16 protein-coding genes and 1 tRNA gene are annotated in these 12,077 nt (G+C 68.6%); 7 read left to right on the top strand and 10 right to left on the bottom strand.

Annotation, left to right across the window (positions count from 1 at the left end; all coding sequences use genetic code 11):
- Positions 1–5: 5 nt before the first annotated feature.
- From AW270_RS03605 to AW270_RS03620, 4 genes are read right to left on the bottom strand one after another with little or no spacing between them, the layout of a single operon-like run.
- Positions 6–461 (bottom strand): SRPBCC family protein, encoded by a 456-nt coding sequence (locus tag AW270_RS03605; RefSeq protein ID WP_061290587.1) that lies wholly within the window; start codon positions 459–461, stop codon positions 6–8.
- 27 nt (positions 462–488) lie between these two features.
- Positions 489–1,259 (bottom strand): helix-turn-helix domain-containing protein, encoded by a 771-nt coding sequence (locus tag AW270_RS03610; protein WP_061290589.1) that lies wholly within the window; start codon positions 1,257–1,259, stop codon positions 489–491.
- A 58-nt stretch (positions 1,260–1,317) separates the two neighbouring features.
- Positions 1,318–2,076 carry an ABC transporter permease gene (locus AW270_RS03615; protein ID WP_061290590.1) on the bottom strand — a complete coding sequence of 253 codons (759 nt, stop codon included), beginning with the start codon at positions 2,074–2,076 and terminating at the stop codon, positions 1,318–1,320.
- A gap of 39 nt (positions 2,077–2,115) precedes the next feature.
- Entirely contained in the window at positions 2,116–2,970 is an 855-nt protein-coding gene (locus AW270_RS03620) for an ABC transporter ATP-binding protein (protein ID WP_061290592.1), read from the bottom strand.
- Between the two features lie 132 nt (positions 2,971–3,102).
- Between AW270_RS03620 and AW270_RS03625 the strand changes: the two genes are divergently transcribed.
- The 3 genes from AW270_RS03625 (at position 3,103) to dnaN (ending at position 6,411) form a co-directional block, all read left to right on the top strand.
- A complete protein-coding gene (locus AW270_RS03625; RefSeq protein WP_061290594.1) occupies positions 3,103–4,590 on the top strand; it encodes a sensor histidine kinase in 1,488 nt (495 codons plus the stop codon).
- A gap of 6 nt (positions 4,591–4,596) precedes the next feature.
- On the top strand, positions 4,597–5,244 hold the full coding sequence (locus AW270_RS03630; RefSeq protein ID WP_061290596.1) for a response regulator: 648 nt from the start codon (positions 4,597–4,599) through the stop codon (positions 5,242–5,244).
- A gap of 75 nt (positions 5,245–5,319) precedes the next feature.
- Positions 5,320–6,411, top strand: coding sequence for a DNA polymerase III subunit beta (dnaN, locus tag AW270_RS03635; protein WP_061290599.1), 1,092 nt, complete (start codon positions 5,320–5,322; stop codon positions 6,409–6,411).
- Here the strand turns inward: dnaN and AW270_RS03640 are convergent.
- The 6 genes from AW270_RS03640 to upp form a co-directional block, all read right to left on the bottom strand.
- On the bottom strand, positions 6,408–7,094 hold the full coding sequence (locus AW270_RS03640; RefSeq protein WP_061290601.1) for a FadR/GntR family transcriptional regulator: 687 nt from the start codon (positions 7,092–7,094) through the stop codon (positions 6,408–6,410). The genes dnaN and AW270_RS03640 overlap by 4 nt on opposite strands.
- A gap of 114 nt (positions 7,095–7,208) precedes the next feature.
- A complete protein-coding gene (locus AW270_RS03645) occupies positions 7,209–8,537 on the bottom strand; it encodes a helix-turn-helix domain-containing protein (protein WP_061290603.1) in 1,329 nt (442 codons plus the stop codon).
- Between the two features lie 145 nt (positions 8,538–8,682).
- Complete coding sequence (locus AW270_RS03650) at positions 8,683–9,213, bottom strand: PH domain-containing protein (protein ID WP_061290605.1); 531 nt, start codon at positions 9,211–9,213, stop codon at positions 8,683–8,685.
- Entirely contained in the window at positions 9,210–9,368 is a 159-nt protein-coding gene (locus AW270_RS40435) for a hypothetical protein (protein WP_170991084.1), read from the bottom strand. Before AW270_RS40435 ends, AW270_RS03650 begins: the two co-directional genes overlap by 4 nt.
- An 83-nt stretch (positions 9,369–9,451) precedes the next feature.
- Complete coding sequence (locus tag AW270_RS03655) at positions 9,452–9,646, bottom strand: three-helix bundle dimerization domain-containing protein (protein WP_061290607.1); 195 nt, start codon at positions 9,644–9,646, stop codon at positions 9,452–9,454.
- A 95-nt stretch (positions 9,647–9,741) separates the two neighbouring features.
- Entirely contained in the window at positions 9,742–10,380 is a 639-nt protein-coding gene (gene upp / locus AW270_RS03660) for a uracil phosphoribosyltransferase (RefSeq protein ID WP_061290608.1), read from the bottom strand.
- A gap of 139 nt (positions 10,381–10,519) precedes the next feature.
- Between upp and AW270_RS03665 the strand changes: the two genes are divergently transcribed.
- The 4 genes from AW270_RS03665 (at position 10,520) to AW270_RS03680 (ending at position 12,077) form a co-directional block, all read left to right on the top strand.
- Positions 10,520–11,008, top strand: coding sequence for a tRNA adenosine deaminase-associated protein (locus AW270_RS03665; protein ID WP_061290611.1), 489 nt, complete (start codon positions 10,520–10,522; stop codon positions 11,006–11,008).
- Positions 11,009–11,027: 19 nt separating this feature from the next.
- A complete protein-coding gene (locus AW270_RS03670; protein ID WP_061290613.1) occupies positions 11,028–11,510 on the top strand; it encodes a tRNA adenosine deaminase-associated protein in 483 nt (160 codons plus the stop codon).
- A gap of 17 nt (positions 11,511–11,527) precedes the next feature.
- Positions 11,528–11,965, top strand: coding sequence for a tRNA adenosine(34) deaminase TadA (tadA, locus tag AW270_RS03675; RefSeq protein WP_061291428.1), 438 nt, complete (start codon positions 11,528–11,530; stop codon positions 11,963–11,965).
- A 24-nt stretch (positions 11,966–11,989) separates the two neighbouring features.
- Positions 11,990–12,077: transfer RNA gene (locus AW270_RS03680), tRNA-Ser, on the top strand.

A 12,077-nucleotide genomic window follows, 5' to 3' on the forward strand; every position in this document is an offset into this window, starting at 1 on the left:
ACTCCTTAGACGGGGCCTCCCACGCTACCCTTCAGCCTTTCGGCGAGGATGCGGGCTCGGGCCAACTGCACCTTGCGGGCCTCGCCGGCGGCGTACCGGATGATCAGGGAGGGCGCCGACAGGGTGAGGGTGTCTTCCATGCGGGTCCCGGTTCCTTCGGCGCTGAGGTCGAACCTGTACGCCATGCGCACCCCGCCCGGGCTCTTGACGTCTCCCCACACGGCGCTGTCGTCGGTGAAGAGCTCGACCGCGATGGGGTTGTCCCACTTGACGAACCCGAAGAATTTGAAGCGCTCGGTGGCGGTGTAGCGGACGACTCCGGGGGTGGACCTGTCCACACCTTCGACGGCGACGACGATCGGAGAGAGGCCGATGTAGTTCTCCGGTGTCGTCAGGTGTTCCAGGACGACCTTGAGATCGGCGTCAATGTGGAACGTGTTCTTCAACACCTGAACCCGCACGCTGGGCCTCCGGGGTAGAACCTGATCTTATCTCGCGAATTCTGCCATCTCTCGGCGAGTGTGATCGTCGGCCGGAAAGAACGATTCGATGGCCAACTCGGCGACGGTTACGTCAAGGGGCGTGCCGAAGGTCGCCATGATGCTGAAGAAGCGGAGTTCGCCGTCTCTGTGGCGCAGCCGCAGCGGGATGAAGATGTCGCCGGGGCCGGGGAACTCCACCTCGGGTTCGGGCTGGTCGCAGGGGTAGGCGCGGATCTCCTCGTACAGGGAGGTGAGCTCCGGGTCGCCGGTGAAGGAGATCTGGCGGCGCAGGCGGGCGAGCAGGTGGGCGCGCCATTCGCCGTGGTTGACGATGCGCGGCGCCAGGCCCTCGGGGTGGAGGGAGGCGCGCAGCACGTTGGCGGTCAGGTCGGGGTCGATGCCGTCGGCGAGCAGGGCGAGGCCGGCGTTGGCGTCGACGAGGTTCCAGCGCTGGTCGACGACGACCGCGGGGTAGGGCTCGTGGCCGGTGAGGACCTGCCGGATGGCCGCTTGGATGGCGGCCATCCGGGGGGAGCTGAGGGAGGTCTCGCCGTAGACCGGGGCGAAACCGGCTGACAGCAGCAGGCGGTTCCGCTCCCGGAGCGGCAGGTCGAGACAGTCGGCGATGCGGAGGACCATCTCCCGGCTGGGGCGGGCCCGGCCGGTCTCGAGAAAGCTGATGTGCCGGGTGGAGATGTCGGCGGCGACGGACAGGTCGAGCTGGCTCAGGCGGCGGTTCTCCCGCCATCCGCGGAGCAGGGGGCCTACTGCGGTCATCGTCACACCTCCGAACGTAGACACTGGTGGGTCACCCGGGCGATTACCCGCCAGGTAATCACGACCACCGGAAGAACCGGACGGCGGCGATCCCGGCGACCAGGCCCCACGCGACCATCACGCCGATGTTCATCCACTCCGCGGTGCCGGTGGCCAGCATGTCGATCAGGGCCGCGCCGAAGGCGCCCGACGGGGTGAACTCGGAGATGGTGCGCAGCAGGTCGGGCATCAGGGCGTGGGGCACCCACATGCCGGCGAAGAACAGCGAGGGGAAGAACACCGCCATGCCGAGGCCCTGGACGATCCGGGAGGTGGAGGCGAGCGCGGCCAGCAGCAGCCCGATGGCGAACGACGACACCATGCCCAGCAGCAGGATCCCGGCGAAGGCGAGGGGCGTCTTGGGGAAGGGGACGTCGTACACGAGATTGGCCAGGACGAGGATGAGCACGGTGGTCAGCACCGACATGGCGACGTTGAGCGTGAGCTGGACCCCGAGCACGGTGATCGGGCTGACCGGTGTGGTCGACATCCGCTTCAGGATGCCCCGCTCCCGGTAGGTCACCAGCACCGTCGGCAGCAGCGAGAACGCGCAGGTCAGGACCGACAGGATGATCATGACTCCGGGGAGGTGGGTGTCGATCGGCCGGAGCCCGCCGAGAGCGGGGTCGGGGACCGTGAAGTCGGGGATCGTGCCGCCGAGGATCAGCGTCAGGGCGATGGGCAGGCCGACGGCGAAGAAGACGACGGCGGGTTCGCGCAGGTAGAGCTTGGTCTCGACAGCGGTCAGGCGGCGGACCTGGGGAGTGGTGACGGCCATGTCAGGCAGAGCTCCTTGGGTGGTGGGGGTGGGGGCAGGTCATTCGCCGGTGAGGGCGAGGAAGGCGTCGTCCATCGAGCTGGTCTCGGTCTTGAGGTTGGAGATCGCCGAGTCGGGCAGGGCCGTGACGATCGCCCGCAGCACGTTCTGGTCTCCGGTCACGGTCACGTGTCCGGCCTCGACGGCCACCGAATGCACCTCGGGCAGCGACCTGAGGCTGTCCACCGGCACCGTCGACCGGAAGGTGATGCGCTGCACGCCGCCGGTCCGCGAGATCAGACCGGCCGGGGTGTCGACGGCCAGGACGGCGCCTCCGGCGATGACCGCGACCCGGTCGCAGAGCCGTTCGACCTCTTCCATGAAGTGGCTGACCAGCAGCACGGTCACGCCGCGGTCCCGGACCCGGCTGATCAGCTCCCACGTCTCGCGCCGGGCCTGCGGGTCGAGGCCGGTCGTGAGCTCGTCCAGGATCGCGATTCTGGGGTTCCCGACCAGGGCCAGCGCGATCGACAGGCGCTGCCGCTGGCCGCCCGACAGTTTGGCGAAGCCGACCTTGGGGTCGAGCCCGACCTCGTCGAGCAGCTCGGTCACCGAGGCGGGGTTGGCGTAGAAGGAGGCGTACAGGTCGAGGGCCTCGCCGACGCGGAGCTTGTCGGGCATGATGCTCTCCTGGAGCTGCACCCCCACCTGCTGCTTGATGTCGGCGTCGACGCGGATGGTGCCGCCGTCGGGCTTGCGCAGGCCCGCCACACACTCGACGGTCGTGGTCTTGCCGGCGCCGTTGCGGCCGACGATCCCGTAGATCTCGCCCTCTTCCACGGAGAACGAGACATCCCTGACGGCGACCTTGTCGCCGTACTGCTTCCGCAGGTTCTGCACCGTGATGATTGCCATGCCGAGAACGTTAGAAATTCGCGAGCTCGGAGGTAATGCGTCTGGTAACCCGGCCGGGGTGGAGGAAACCCCACCCCCCTCGGGCGGCTTCACCCACTCCCGCCGGGGCTGGGACGCGGTCACACTGATCGCATGAAGCAGGTCAGATCGCTCGGATACGGGCTCGCGCTGTCGGCGTTGGTGTTCGTGCAGATCCCGGTCGCGCTGGTGTCGATCCTAGGGGTGGTGGTGTCGACGGTCCTGGGCATGGTGTTCCTGCTGGAGCCGTCGGTACGGCTGATCCGCTTCATGGCCGGCATCGACCGCAACCTGATGCGCCGCTGGGTGGGGGTGGACATCCCCACCCCCTACCGCCCCAAGCCGCCGCCGCTGGTGCGGGCCCGTGACGGCTACTACCACCACAAGGGCAAGCGCTACCGCACGGCGACCTCCCCGCACATCGACCGGATGCTGGCCTGGGTGATCACCGACCCGGCGACCTGGCGCGAGCTGGTGTGGATCATCCTCGACCCGTGGACCCGGTCGGTGCTGGCCCTGGGGCCGACGTTCGTCATCGGCTGGGGCGTCTGGCTGACCGTCGTGGAGGGCCTGTACTGGGGCCTGGCCCTCTCCGTCGTGGCCTTCTTCCTCGCCCCCGCGGCGCTGAAGAACTATGGCCTGTACGCCCTGGCCCTGCTCGGCCCCACGGCCAACACCCAGCTCGTCGGGCAGGTCAACAGGCTCAACCAGGTCAGGGCCGACCAGCTCGACCTCCAGGCCGCCGAGCTCCGCAGGATCGAACGCGACCTCCACGACGGCGCGCAGGCCCGCATGGTGGCCGTCGGCATGACGATCGGGGCCGCCGAACATCTCGTCGACAGCGATCCGGCCGCCGCGAAGGCGCTGCTGGTGAAGGCCAGGGAGTCGTCGGCGACCGCCCTCCAGGAGCTCCGGCAGCTCGTCAGGGGCATCCACCCGCCCGTGCTGGCGGAACGGGGGCTCGGCGACGCCATCAAGGCGCTCGCCCTCGACAGCCCGCTCAAGGTCAAGGTCCACGCCGACCTGCTGGAGCGGCCCGAGTCGCCGGTCGAGTCGGCGGTCTACTTCGCCGTCAACGAGTTGCTGGCCAACGCGTCGCGGTACGCGTCCAAGGTCACCATCGACATCAGCCGGCGCGGCCGGGCGCTGCGGGTGACGGTGTCCGACGACGGGCCGGGCGGGGCGAAGGCCGTGCCGGGAGGGGGACTGGCCGGCATCGAGCGGCGGCTGGCCGCCTTCGACGGGGTGCTGGCCCTGTCGAGCCCGCCCGGCGGCGGCACCACGGCGACCATCGAGGTGCTCGACGCGCTGCCCGGCGACGACGAGGACGTCGAACCGGTCAACGCGCTGCCGAAGGGCTGGCGCGGCCTGGTCTACGCGCTCTGCTGGAGTCTGTGCTGGCTGCCGCTGTTCCCGCAGGGCCTGGTGGCGACGTTCATGCTGATCTTCCAGCCGGAGGAGCGGTCGTGGTTCCTGGCCCTGTACATGCCGGCTCCGTACCAGTGGCCCACGGTCGCGGTCATGATCGCGCTCGGCGCCACCATGCTGGCCACCGGCATTCGGCTGAACCCCGCAGTCGCCAACAAGCCGGGCGTATGCTGAGCGATCATGAGGGTCGTACTCGCCGAAGACCTCCACCTGCTGCGCGAGGGCCTCGTCCACCTGCTCCGCGCCCATGAGTTCGACGTGGTCGCCGCGGTGGAATCGGGCCCCGAACTGCTGGACGCCCTGGTCACCCACCGCCCCGACGTCGCGGTCGTGGACGTGCGGCTCCCGCCCACCTTCACCGACGAAGGTCTCCAGGCCGCGCTGGCGGCCCGCAAACAGGTCCCCGGTTTACCGGTCCTGGTGCTCTCGCAGCACGTCCAGCAGCTCTACGCCCGCGAACTGCTCGCCGACGGCACCGGCGGCATCGGCTACCTGCTGAAAGACCGGGTCTTCAACACCGACCAGTTCATCGACGCGGTGAAGCGGGTGGCCGGCGGCGGCACCGCCATGGACCCCGACGTGATCGCCAAGCTCATGGTCAGCAACGCCCGCAACGAGCCGATCGGCAGGCTCACCCCGCGCGAACGCGAGGTCCTGGAGCTGATGGCCGAAGGGCGCTCGAACGCCGCCATCGGCCAGCGCCTGTTCCTGAGCGAGAGCGCCGTGGGCAAACACACGGCCAGCATCTTCGGCAAACTCGCCCTCGCCCCGAGTGATGACGACAATCGGCGGGTATTGGCGGTTCTGGCATACCTCAACGGCCGCTGATCGAGATACGGCGGGTTTTGTCGGTGGTGATGGGTAGCGTGTCGTCACTGCCCGTGGTGAGGTCGGAGGTCAAAGGTGAAAGTCCAGGTCAACCGCGACGTGCTGGCTGAGGCCGTGGGCTGGTGCGCCCGCGTCCTGCCGACCCGTCCGGCTCTGCCGGTGCTGACCGGCCTGCTCCTCGAAGCATCCGGTGAGCTGCGCATCTCCGCGTTCGACTACGACGTGTCGGCCCGTGCCGAGGTCGACGCCTCGGTGGCCGAGCCGGGTCAGGTGCTGCTGCCGGGCCGGGTGCTGGCCGAGATCGTCCGCAGCCTGCCGGGTGAGGTCGTCGACATCACCACCAGCGGCACCGAGGCGGTGCTGACGTGCGGGAGCGCCGAGTTCGGGCTGCTCACCATGCCCGCCGACGACTTCCCGATCCTGCCGCCGATGCCCGCCAAGGTCGGCGCGGTCGGCGGCGGACTGTTCGCCTCTGCGGTCGCCCAGGTCGCGGTGGCCGCCAGCCGGGACAACACGCTGCCGATGCTGACCGCGATCCGCGTCGACACCGACGGCGTCAACATGACGATGGCGGCGACCGACCGCTACCGCATCGCCGCCCGCGACTTCCTGTGGCATCCCGAGGGCGAGGCCACCGCCCACGGCGCGATGATCCCGGCGAAGGTCCTGGTCGACGTGGCGAAATCCCTGCGTGCCGGAGAGGTGAGCGTCTGCCTGGGCGGCAACGTCGCCGGTTTCGAGAGCGCGGGCAAGTCGACCACGGTCCGCCTGCTCGACGAGCAGTTCATCGACTACCGCTCCCGGCTGAACGGCGACTGGGGCATTAGGGCCACGGTCAGCGTCCAGCCGTTCCTTGAGGCGATCCGCCGGGTGGCCCTGGTCTCCGGCCCTCATTCGGCCGTGCGCCTGTCGTTCTCCCAGGGCCAGGTGCTGATCCAGGCCGCGGGCGACGAGATCGGCCGGGGCGCCGAGGTGATGGAGGCCGACCTCGACGGCGACGACATCCTGATCGCCTTCCAGCCCCACTTCCTGCTCGAAGGGCTGGCCGGGGTCGAGACCGAGCAGGCGGTGCTGCACCTGGAGTCGCCGACCCGCCCGGCTCTGATCACCGACGCGGGTGACGACCCGGCGTTCCGCTACCTCGTGATGTCGCTGCGGATCAACTAGTCGAGCTCGCCCGTCTCGGTGAGGGCGATCAGGATGTGCTCCATGCACGCGTGCCCCGCGTGCTCGGCAGCCGTGGCGTCGCCCGAGGCGATCGCCCGCAGGATGCCGTCGTGGGGGATGTAGTTCTGCTCCAGTGAACCGCCGGCCGCCGCGATGCTGGTGCGCAGCGCCGCCGAGAAGTCGACGTAGAGGTCGATCAGCACCCGGTTGTGGGTGGCCTGCACGACCGCGACGTGGAAGGCCAGGTCGGCCTCGACGAACGCGTCGACGTCGCCCGAGGCCCAGGCCTGCTCGCGCCGGGTCAGCGCCGCCTGGATGTTCGCGATGTCGCTGTCGCTCCGCCGGGTCGCCGCCAGCCGGGCCGCCTCGACTTCGAGCGCCCGCCTGACCTCGAGTATCTCGAGCTGCTCAGCGGCCCGGAGCCGCCGCGCCATCGCGCCGGACAGCTCACTGATGGCCCTGACGTAGGTGCCGTCGCCCTGACGGCAGTCGAGCAGCCCGGCGTGGGTCAGCGCCCGCACGGCTTCACGAACCGTGTTGCGCCCCACCCCGAGCTGCTCGGCCAAAACCGTCTCGGTGGGGATCTTGCCGTTCAGCTTCCACGATCCCGAAGTGATCTGCTCCTTGAGCTGATCGATCACCTGGTCCACGAGAGACGCCCGCTGCGCCGTACGCAGACTCACAACAGTCCGCCTCCTAAGGGGAAACCAGTCATCCCATGAGTCAATGACTGGTCGACCCTAATTATTCCAGAGCTTCCGGCACAAATCCGGTGCTCTAGGAGGCTTGTCTGGCTCTTACCGGGTGAGCACCGCGGGTGCGACGATCCCCGGCATGTTCGCGTGGACGCCCACCGCTTCGAGCGCCCTACGATACGCCTTCGACTGATCTTCGCGGGAACCGGCCTGGCCCCAGAGGTCGCCCAGCTCACGCCAGGTGCGGGCCGCCTCGCGGTCGGGCGCGGGCCCGGTCGCGGCAAGCAAGTCCTGCGCCTTGCGAAGCTCCGTGGAGGCATCTTGGGACCGTGCCAAATGGACTTCCGCCAGCACGAGATAGGCGGTCGCGGGAATCGTGCCCCGGATGCCGACGAGCTGGTCGAGAGCGCGATTGGCCAGGTCACTGGCGCCTTCGGTGTCACCGGAGCGCAGGCGCACCGACGACATCACGATCAGGCTGCGAGCGTGGTCGAGGTGTTCGGACGGGAAAGCGCCCAGCACCGAACCGGCGGACGCGGCCAGGACATTGGCGCGGTCCAGATCGGCGTCTTCGGGGTGGGTGGCTGTGATCTTCGCCCAGGTCATCGCGATGCGGGCCATCCGGACCGCCATGCGCGACGGCCGTCCGGCCGCGATCGCGTCCTCCGCGAGCTGCACCGCGAGCGCCGAGTCCTCCCCTTCTGCGGCGGTCACGCTGGCCTGCCAGAGCGCGAGGATCTCGGTCGTTCGGTCTTCGACCTGCGGCAGCCCATTGGCCACGAGCACGCGGTCGACGAACGGAAGTCCGGTCTCGGTCTCGGCAAGCGCGGCGGCCAGCTCCACGGCGAGCTCACCCTGGGTCACCCCGAGGGCCTCGACACGGGCCAGCGCGTGCGCTCCAAGGTCACGGGCGCGAGCAAGGTCGCCGGCCCGGTGGTAACACCGGCAGAGGGCGACGGTAAGGGGCAGTGCGGCCAGGCGCTCGGGGTGGGCGCCGGCCTCCCGCCGGAGTCGTTCGTATGCTTCGACGGCCCGGCCGATGCGACCCTGCGCCTCAAGCGCGCGGGCCCGGCCGAGACGGGCGTGGGCGGCGAGCATGGCGTTGTCCTCGCCGGCCGCCTTGACGATGTCACTGAATCGGTCGGCCGCCATGGCCGGGTCGCCGTGGTGCAGCTCGAGTTCGGCGTGCCGGAGGCCAAGCTCGGTGTCGATCCGCTGACGCGGCTCGATTCCGTGAAGGAGGAACTCCGTCGTACAGCCGAGTCGCTCGGCGAGAAGGCGGGCGACGACGGGCGTCGGCGTTCGCTTCCCCGATTCGATGAGAGAGACGTAGCTGTCGGACAGATCGGGCCCAGCGAGCTGGGCCTGGGACATGCGCCTGCTCAGTCGCAGCGCTCGGACGCGGTCGCCTATGGTTCCCTGACTCGGCATCTGTTCTCTCAGGGCAGGGGATTGGTCAATGGTCCCGCCATGATGGCACGAAGCTGTCGAATCGGGTAACCCTCCCGTCAAGAATCCCGAGGGCGAACTATGTTCGCTCCTCGGGAATCCTTGCTGGAAAGCGGCATTTCGGACGCTAGTCGTCCGAGTCGTCCTTGTTCGGGAAGATCATCTGGCAGACCTCGAGGTAAAGGGTCTCGGGGTACGGAATGTAAGGGACCGTCCGCAAGGCCTGGTCTTGACCGGCCGATTCCATGACGAATTCCCCGTAGCCCAGGATCCGGCCCATGAGGTCACGCTGGAAGCTCATGTCGGTGACCTTGCCGAGGGGCATCATCGCGACCTTCCGGGTGATCAGCCCGGTGGCCAGCATCATCCGCTGGGACGTCACGACGAAGTAGTCGACCGACCACTCCGCCACCTTCCAGACGAAGCGGATCAGCAGCAGAAGCCAGGCCCACCAGATGATGACGAGGGCCTGGCCGTTTTCGCCGGCGCCGAGAAACTGGCTGGCGAGTCCCGCGAGGATCAGGCCGCCGAAGATCTCGGCGACCGGACGGAGCAGCACGGCCGGATGACGCCGGACCATGATGACCTGGTGCTCGTGGGGAAGTAAGTAGCGGTTGACGGAGGACGGGGCCGAGTCCCCGTGGGTGACCAGTCTCATGACAGTCGCGCGAAGAATTGGGCGACTGAGTTGGCACCGTTGACGACCCCCGTGACCGCGCCGGTCACGGTGTCAGCGGCGTCATGCGGCCGCGACAAGAGGTAGAAAGCCACCAGAGCAACAGCTCCCCACTTGAGAATCTTCTTGACCTGCACTTGCCGTCACCACTCCCACTGAGTCATAGATTACCCAGGCACCTGGTTCGGTAAAGCGCATAAAGCCGGAACTACCGGCCTCGCTATGACTCCGTCGCGGTAGCGAGAACCTGGAGATGCCGGCGCGCGATGCGCTCCACCAGCCCGGGATAGGCGTGACCCGTCACTTCCACGGCCCCATGGTGGGCGGCCTGAATACAGCGTGTGACTGTGGCGGCCGGATGGACACCGGCGAATTCGTCACGGAGCGCGGCCTCGACCTGCTCGTACTGACTCATGGCTCTCCCTGGTGCGCGCCCCCACGTACAGCGAGTGACGCTAAAGAGACGTCGTCACTACTGTACGTACCCGAGCAGTCACCAAGTGTAACTAATCAGACGACACCGTAGAGCCGGTCTCCGGCGTCGCCCAGGCCGGGGAGGATGTAGCCCAGTTCGTTGAGACGCTCGTCGAGACCGGCGGTGACGACCTTGATGGGGCGGCCCGAGTCGTGGAAGACCGACTCCAGGTGGGCCAGGCCCTCGGGGGCGGCCAGGAGACACAGTGCGGTCACGTCTTCGGCGCCGCGGGCGAAGAGGAACTCGATGGCGGCCGACAGGGTGCCGCCGGTGGCGAGCATGGGGTCGAGCACGAAGCACTGCCGGCCGGAGAGGTCCTCGGGCAGGCGGGTGGCGTAAGTAGAGGCCTCCAGGGTCTCCTCGTTGCGGATCATCCCGAGGAAGCCGACCTCGGCCGTGGGGAGCAGCCGCATCATCCCGTCGAGCATGCCGAGGCCCGCCCGCAGGATCGGCACTACCAAAGGTGTGGGGCGGGAGAGTCGTACACCCTGAGTGGAGACCAGGGGTGTCTCGACGGTCACCTCGCTGACGCGCACGTCACGCGTGGCCTCGTAAGCGAGGAGGGTCACCAGTTCGTCAGCCAGCCGCCGGAAGGTCGGCGAGTCGGTCCGCACGTCACGAAGTGTCGTGAGCTTGTGCGAAACGAGCGGATGATCAACGACATGGGTCTCCATGGGTACAGAAGGTACCGCGTAGCGGAACAGACATCCGAACCCGCCCGGCGGTTTTGATCACAATTTGCGCGACAACCGGACGGGGGTGTCGCGCGTCTGAAACCATTACGGCCGTGATGACCGCGTCCGTGGAGACCAGATGACCGACGAAGACGTACTTGACTTCGCCATCGTGGTCTACCGCGAAGACGACCAGTGGGAAGCGGAGATGCTCCCGGTGGCGCTCACCTCTGACCTCAGAGGTCTCCTCCAGGCCCTTCGCCAGCAGCCCAGCAGCGCCGGAACGATTGGCCTGGTGGCTGTGGGGGATGACTTCTTCGTGGCATTACGGGTCTTCGGCGAGCGGGTGAGTGTCTTCCTGTCCGACATCACCGCGTCGTGGGAGTGGCCGCTGGCGCGGCAGGTCCTCGACTTCATCGACATCCCGGTTCCCGAGGAGGAAGAGCTCGACAGCGTGCTGCCCGCGGGCGACCTGTCGGTCTTCGCCGACCTCGGCCTCGACGAGATGGAGCTGGGGGCGCTGTCAGGCGACCGCGACCTCTACCCCGACGAGGTGCTGTTCAGCATCGCCGCCCGACTCGGATTCCGCGACCCCTTCGAACGCGCCGTCGACGCCATCATCGGCTGAGAAACCTCGGGACCTCGCCATGCCCACGCGAACCAATCTCTTCGCCGCCGCTTTCCTGCGAACCAACGGCCGCTGGTCGGGGGCCGAGGTCGACCTGTCCGAGGCCGAGATCGCCGACGACGTCGGCGACGCTGTCAGCGAGGCCCTCGGCCTGTCCGGCGACGAGCTCGTGCTGCTCTGCGTCGAGGTCGAGGACGAATGGTTCGCCCTCGTCCGCTACGAGGGCGAGCTCGACCCCCGGGTGTTCCTATCCGACGCCCAGGCCGGGGCGAGCGACCCGCTCGGCGAGCTGTTCGCCGAGCTGGCCGGCATCGCGGTCGACAAGGAGACGCCCGACCTCGGGGTCCGGCCGGGTGGTGACTTCGAGCTGCTGGCCGACTTCGGGCTGCGCGCCGAGGAGCTGCTGGAGCTGAGCGTCGAGGAGGGCATGCTGCCCGCCGACGTCCTGTCGGTCGTGGCCGAGCGCCTCTCGTTCGGCGAAGAGCTCGACCGGCTCAGGTGATCTCGTACGACCAGGTGATGGGCCTGGCCCTGCTTGAGGCCGCCGAGGCGGGTGAGCGGGGCGAGGTGCCCGTCGGGGCCGTTGTGGTGGATGCGGGCGGCCGGGTTCTGGCGCGGGCCGGGAACGCCCGGGAGTCGTCCGGCGATCCGACCGCCCATGCCGAGATCCTGGCCCTGCGGGCCGCGGCTTCGGCGCTGGGCGAGTGGCGGCTGCCCGGTTGCACCCTCGTCGTGACGCTGGAGCCCTGCACGATGTGCGCGGGGGCCGCCGTGCTGGCCCGGGTCGACCGGATCGTCTACGGGGCCGTCGACGAGAAGGGCGGGGCCGTGGGGTCGCTGTGGGACGTGGTGCGCGACCGGCGGCTGAACCATCGGCCTGAGGTGATCATGGGCGTACGGGAGGAAGAATGTTCTTCGCTCCTTTCGGCCTTCTTCGCCGCGCGGCGCCAACAGTGACCGGAGTCCGGTAAGCTGCTGCGCGGTGGTGTCTCCTAGTGGCCGATGGAGCGCGCCTCGAAAGCGCGTGTAGGGCAACCTACCGTGGGTTCAAATCCCACCACCACCGCCA

Source organism: Herbidospora cretacea (assembly GCF_001570605.1).
Taxonomy (GTDB): domain Bacteria; phylum Actinomycetota; class Actinomycetes; order Streptosporangiales; family Streptosporangiaceae; genus Herbidospora; species Herbidospora cretacea.

Excerpts from the sequence above, each read along its gene's own strand:
- AW270_RS03665 (WP_061290611.1), top strand. The coding sequence starts at position 10,520 with ATGACCGACGAAGACGTACTTGACTTCGCCATCGTGGTCTACCGCGAA.
- AW270_RS03625 (WP_061290594.1), top strand. The coding sequence starts at position 3,103 with ATGAAGCAGGTCAGATCGCTCGGATACGGGCTCGCGCTGTCGGCGTTG.
- tadA (WP_061291428.1), top strand. The coding sequence starts at position 11,528 with ATGGGCCTGGCCCTGCTTGAGGCCGCCGAGGCGGGTGAGCGGGGCGAG.
- AW270_RS03670 (WP_061290613.1), top strand. The coding sequence starts at position 11,028 with ATGCCCACGCGAACCAATCTCTTCGCCGCCGCTTTCCTGCGAACCAAC.
- AW270_RS03655 (WP_061290607.1), bottom strand. The coding sequence starts at position 9,646 with ATGAGTCAGTACGAGCAGGTCGAGGCCGCGCTCCGTGACGAATTCGCC.
- AW270_RS03620 (WP_061290592.1), bottom strand. The coding sequence starts at position 2,970 with ATGGCAATCATCACGGTGCAGAACCTGCGGAAGCAGTACGGCGACAAG.
- AW270_RS03630 (WP_061290596.1), top strand. The coding sequence starts at position 4,597 with ATGAGGGTCGTACTCGCCGAAGACCTCCACCTGCTGCGCGAGGGCCTC.
- AW270_RS03615 (WP_061290590.1), bottom strand. The coding sequence starts at position 2,076 with ATGGCCGTCACCACTCCCCAGGTCCGCCGCCTGACCGCTGTCGAGACC.
- AW270_RS03650 (WP_061290605.1), bottom strand. The coding sequence starts at position 9,213 with ATGAGACTGGTCACCCACGGGGACTCGGCCCCGTCCTCCGTCAACCGC.
- upp (WP_061290608.1), bottom strand. The coding sequence starts at position 10,380 with ATGGAGACCCATGTCGTTGATCATCCGCTCGTTTCGCACAAGCTCACG.
- AW270_RS03645 (WP_061290603.1), bottom strand. The coding sequence starts at position 8,537 with ATGCCGAGTCAGGGAACCATAGGCGACCGCGTCCGAGCGCTGCGACTG.
- AW270_RS03610 (WP_061290589.1), bottom strand. The coding sequence starts at position 1,259 with ATGACCGCAGTAGGCCCCCTGCTCCGCGGATGGCGGGAGAACCGCCGC.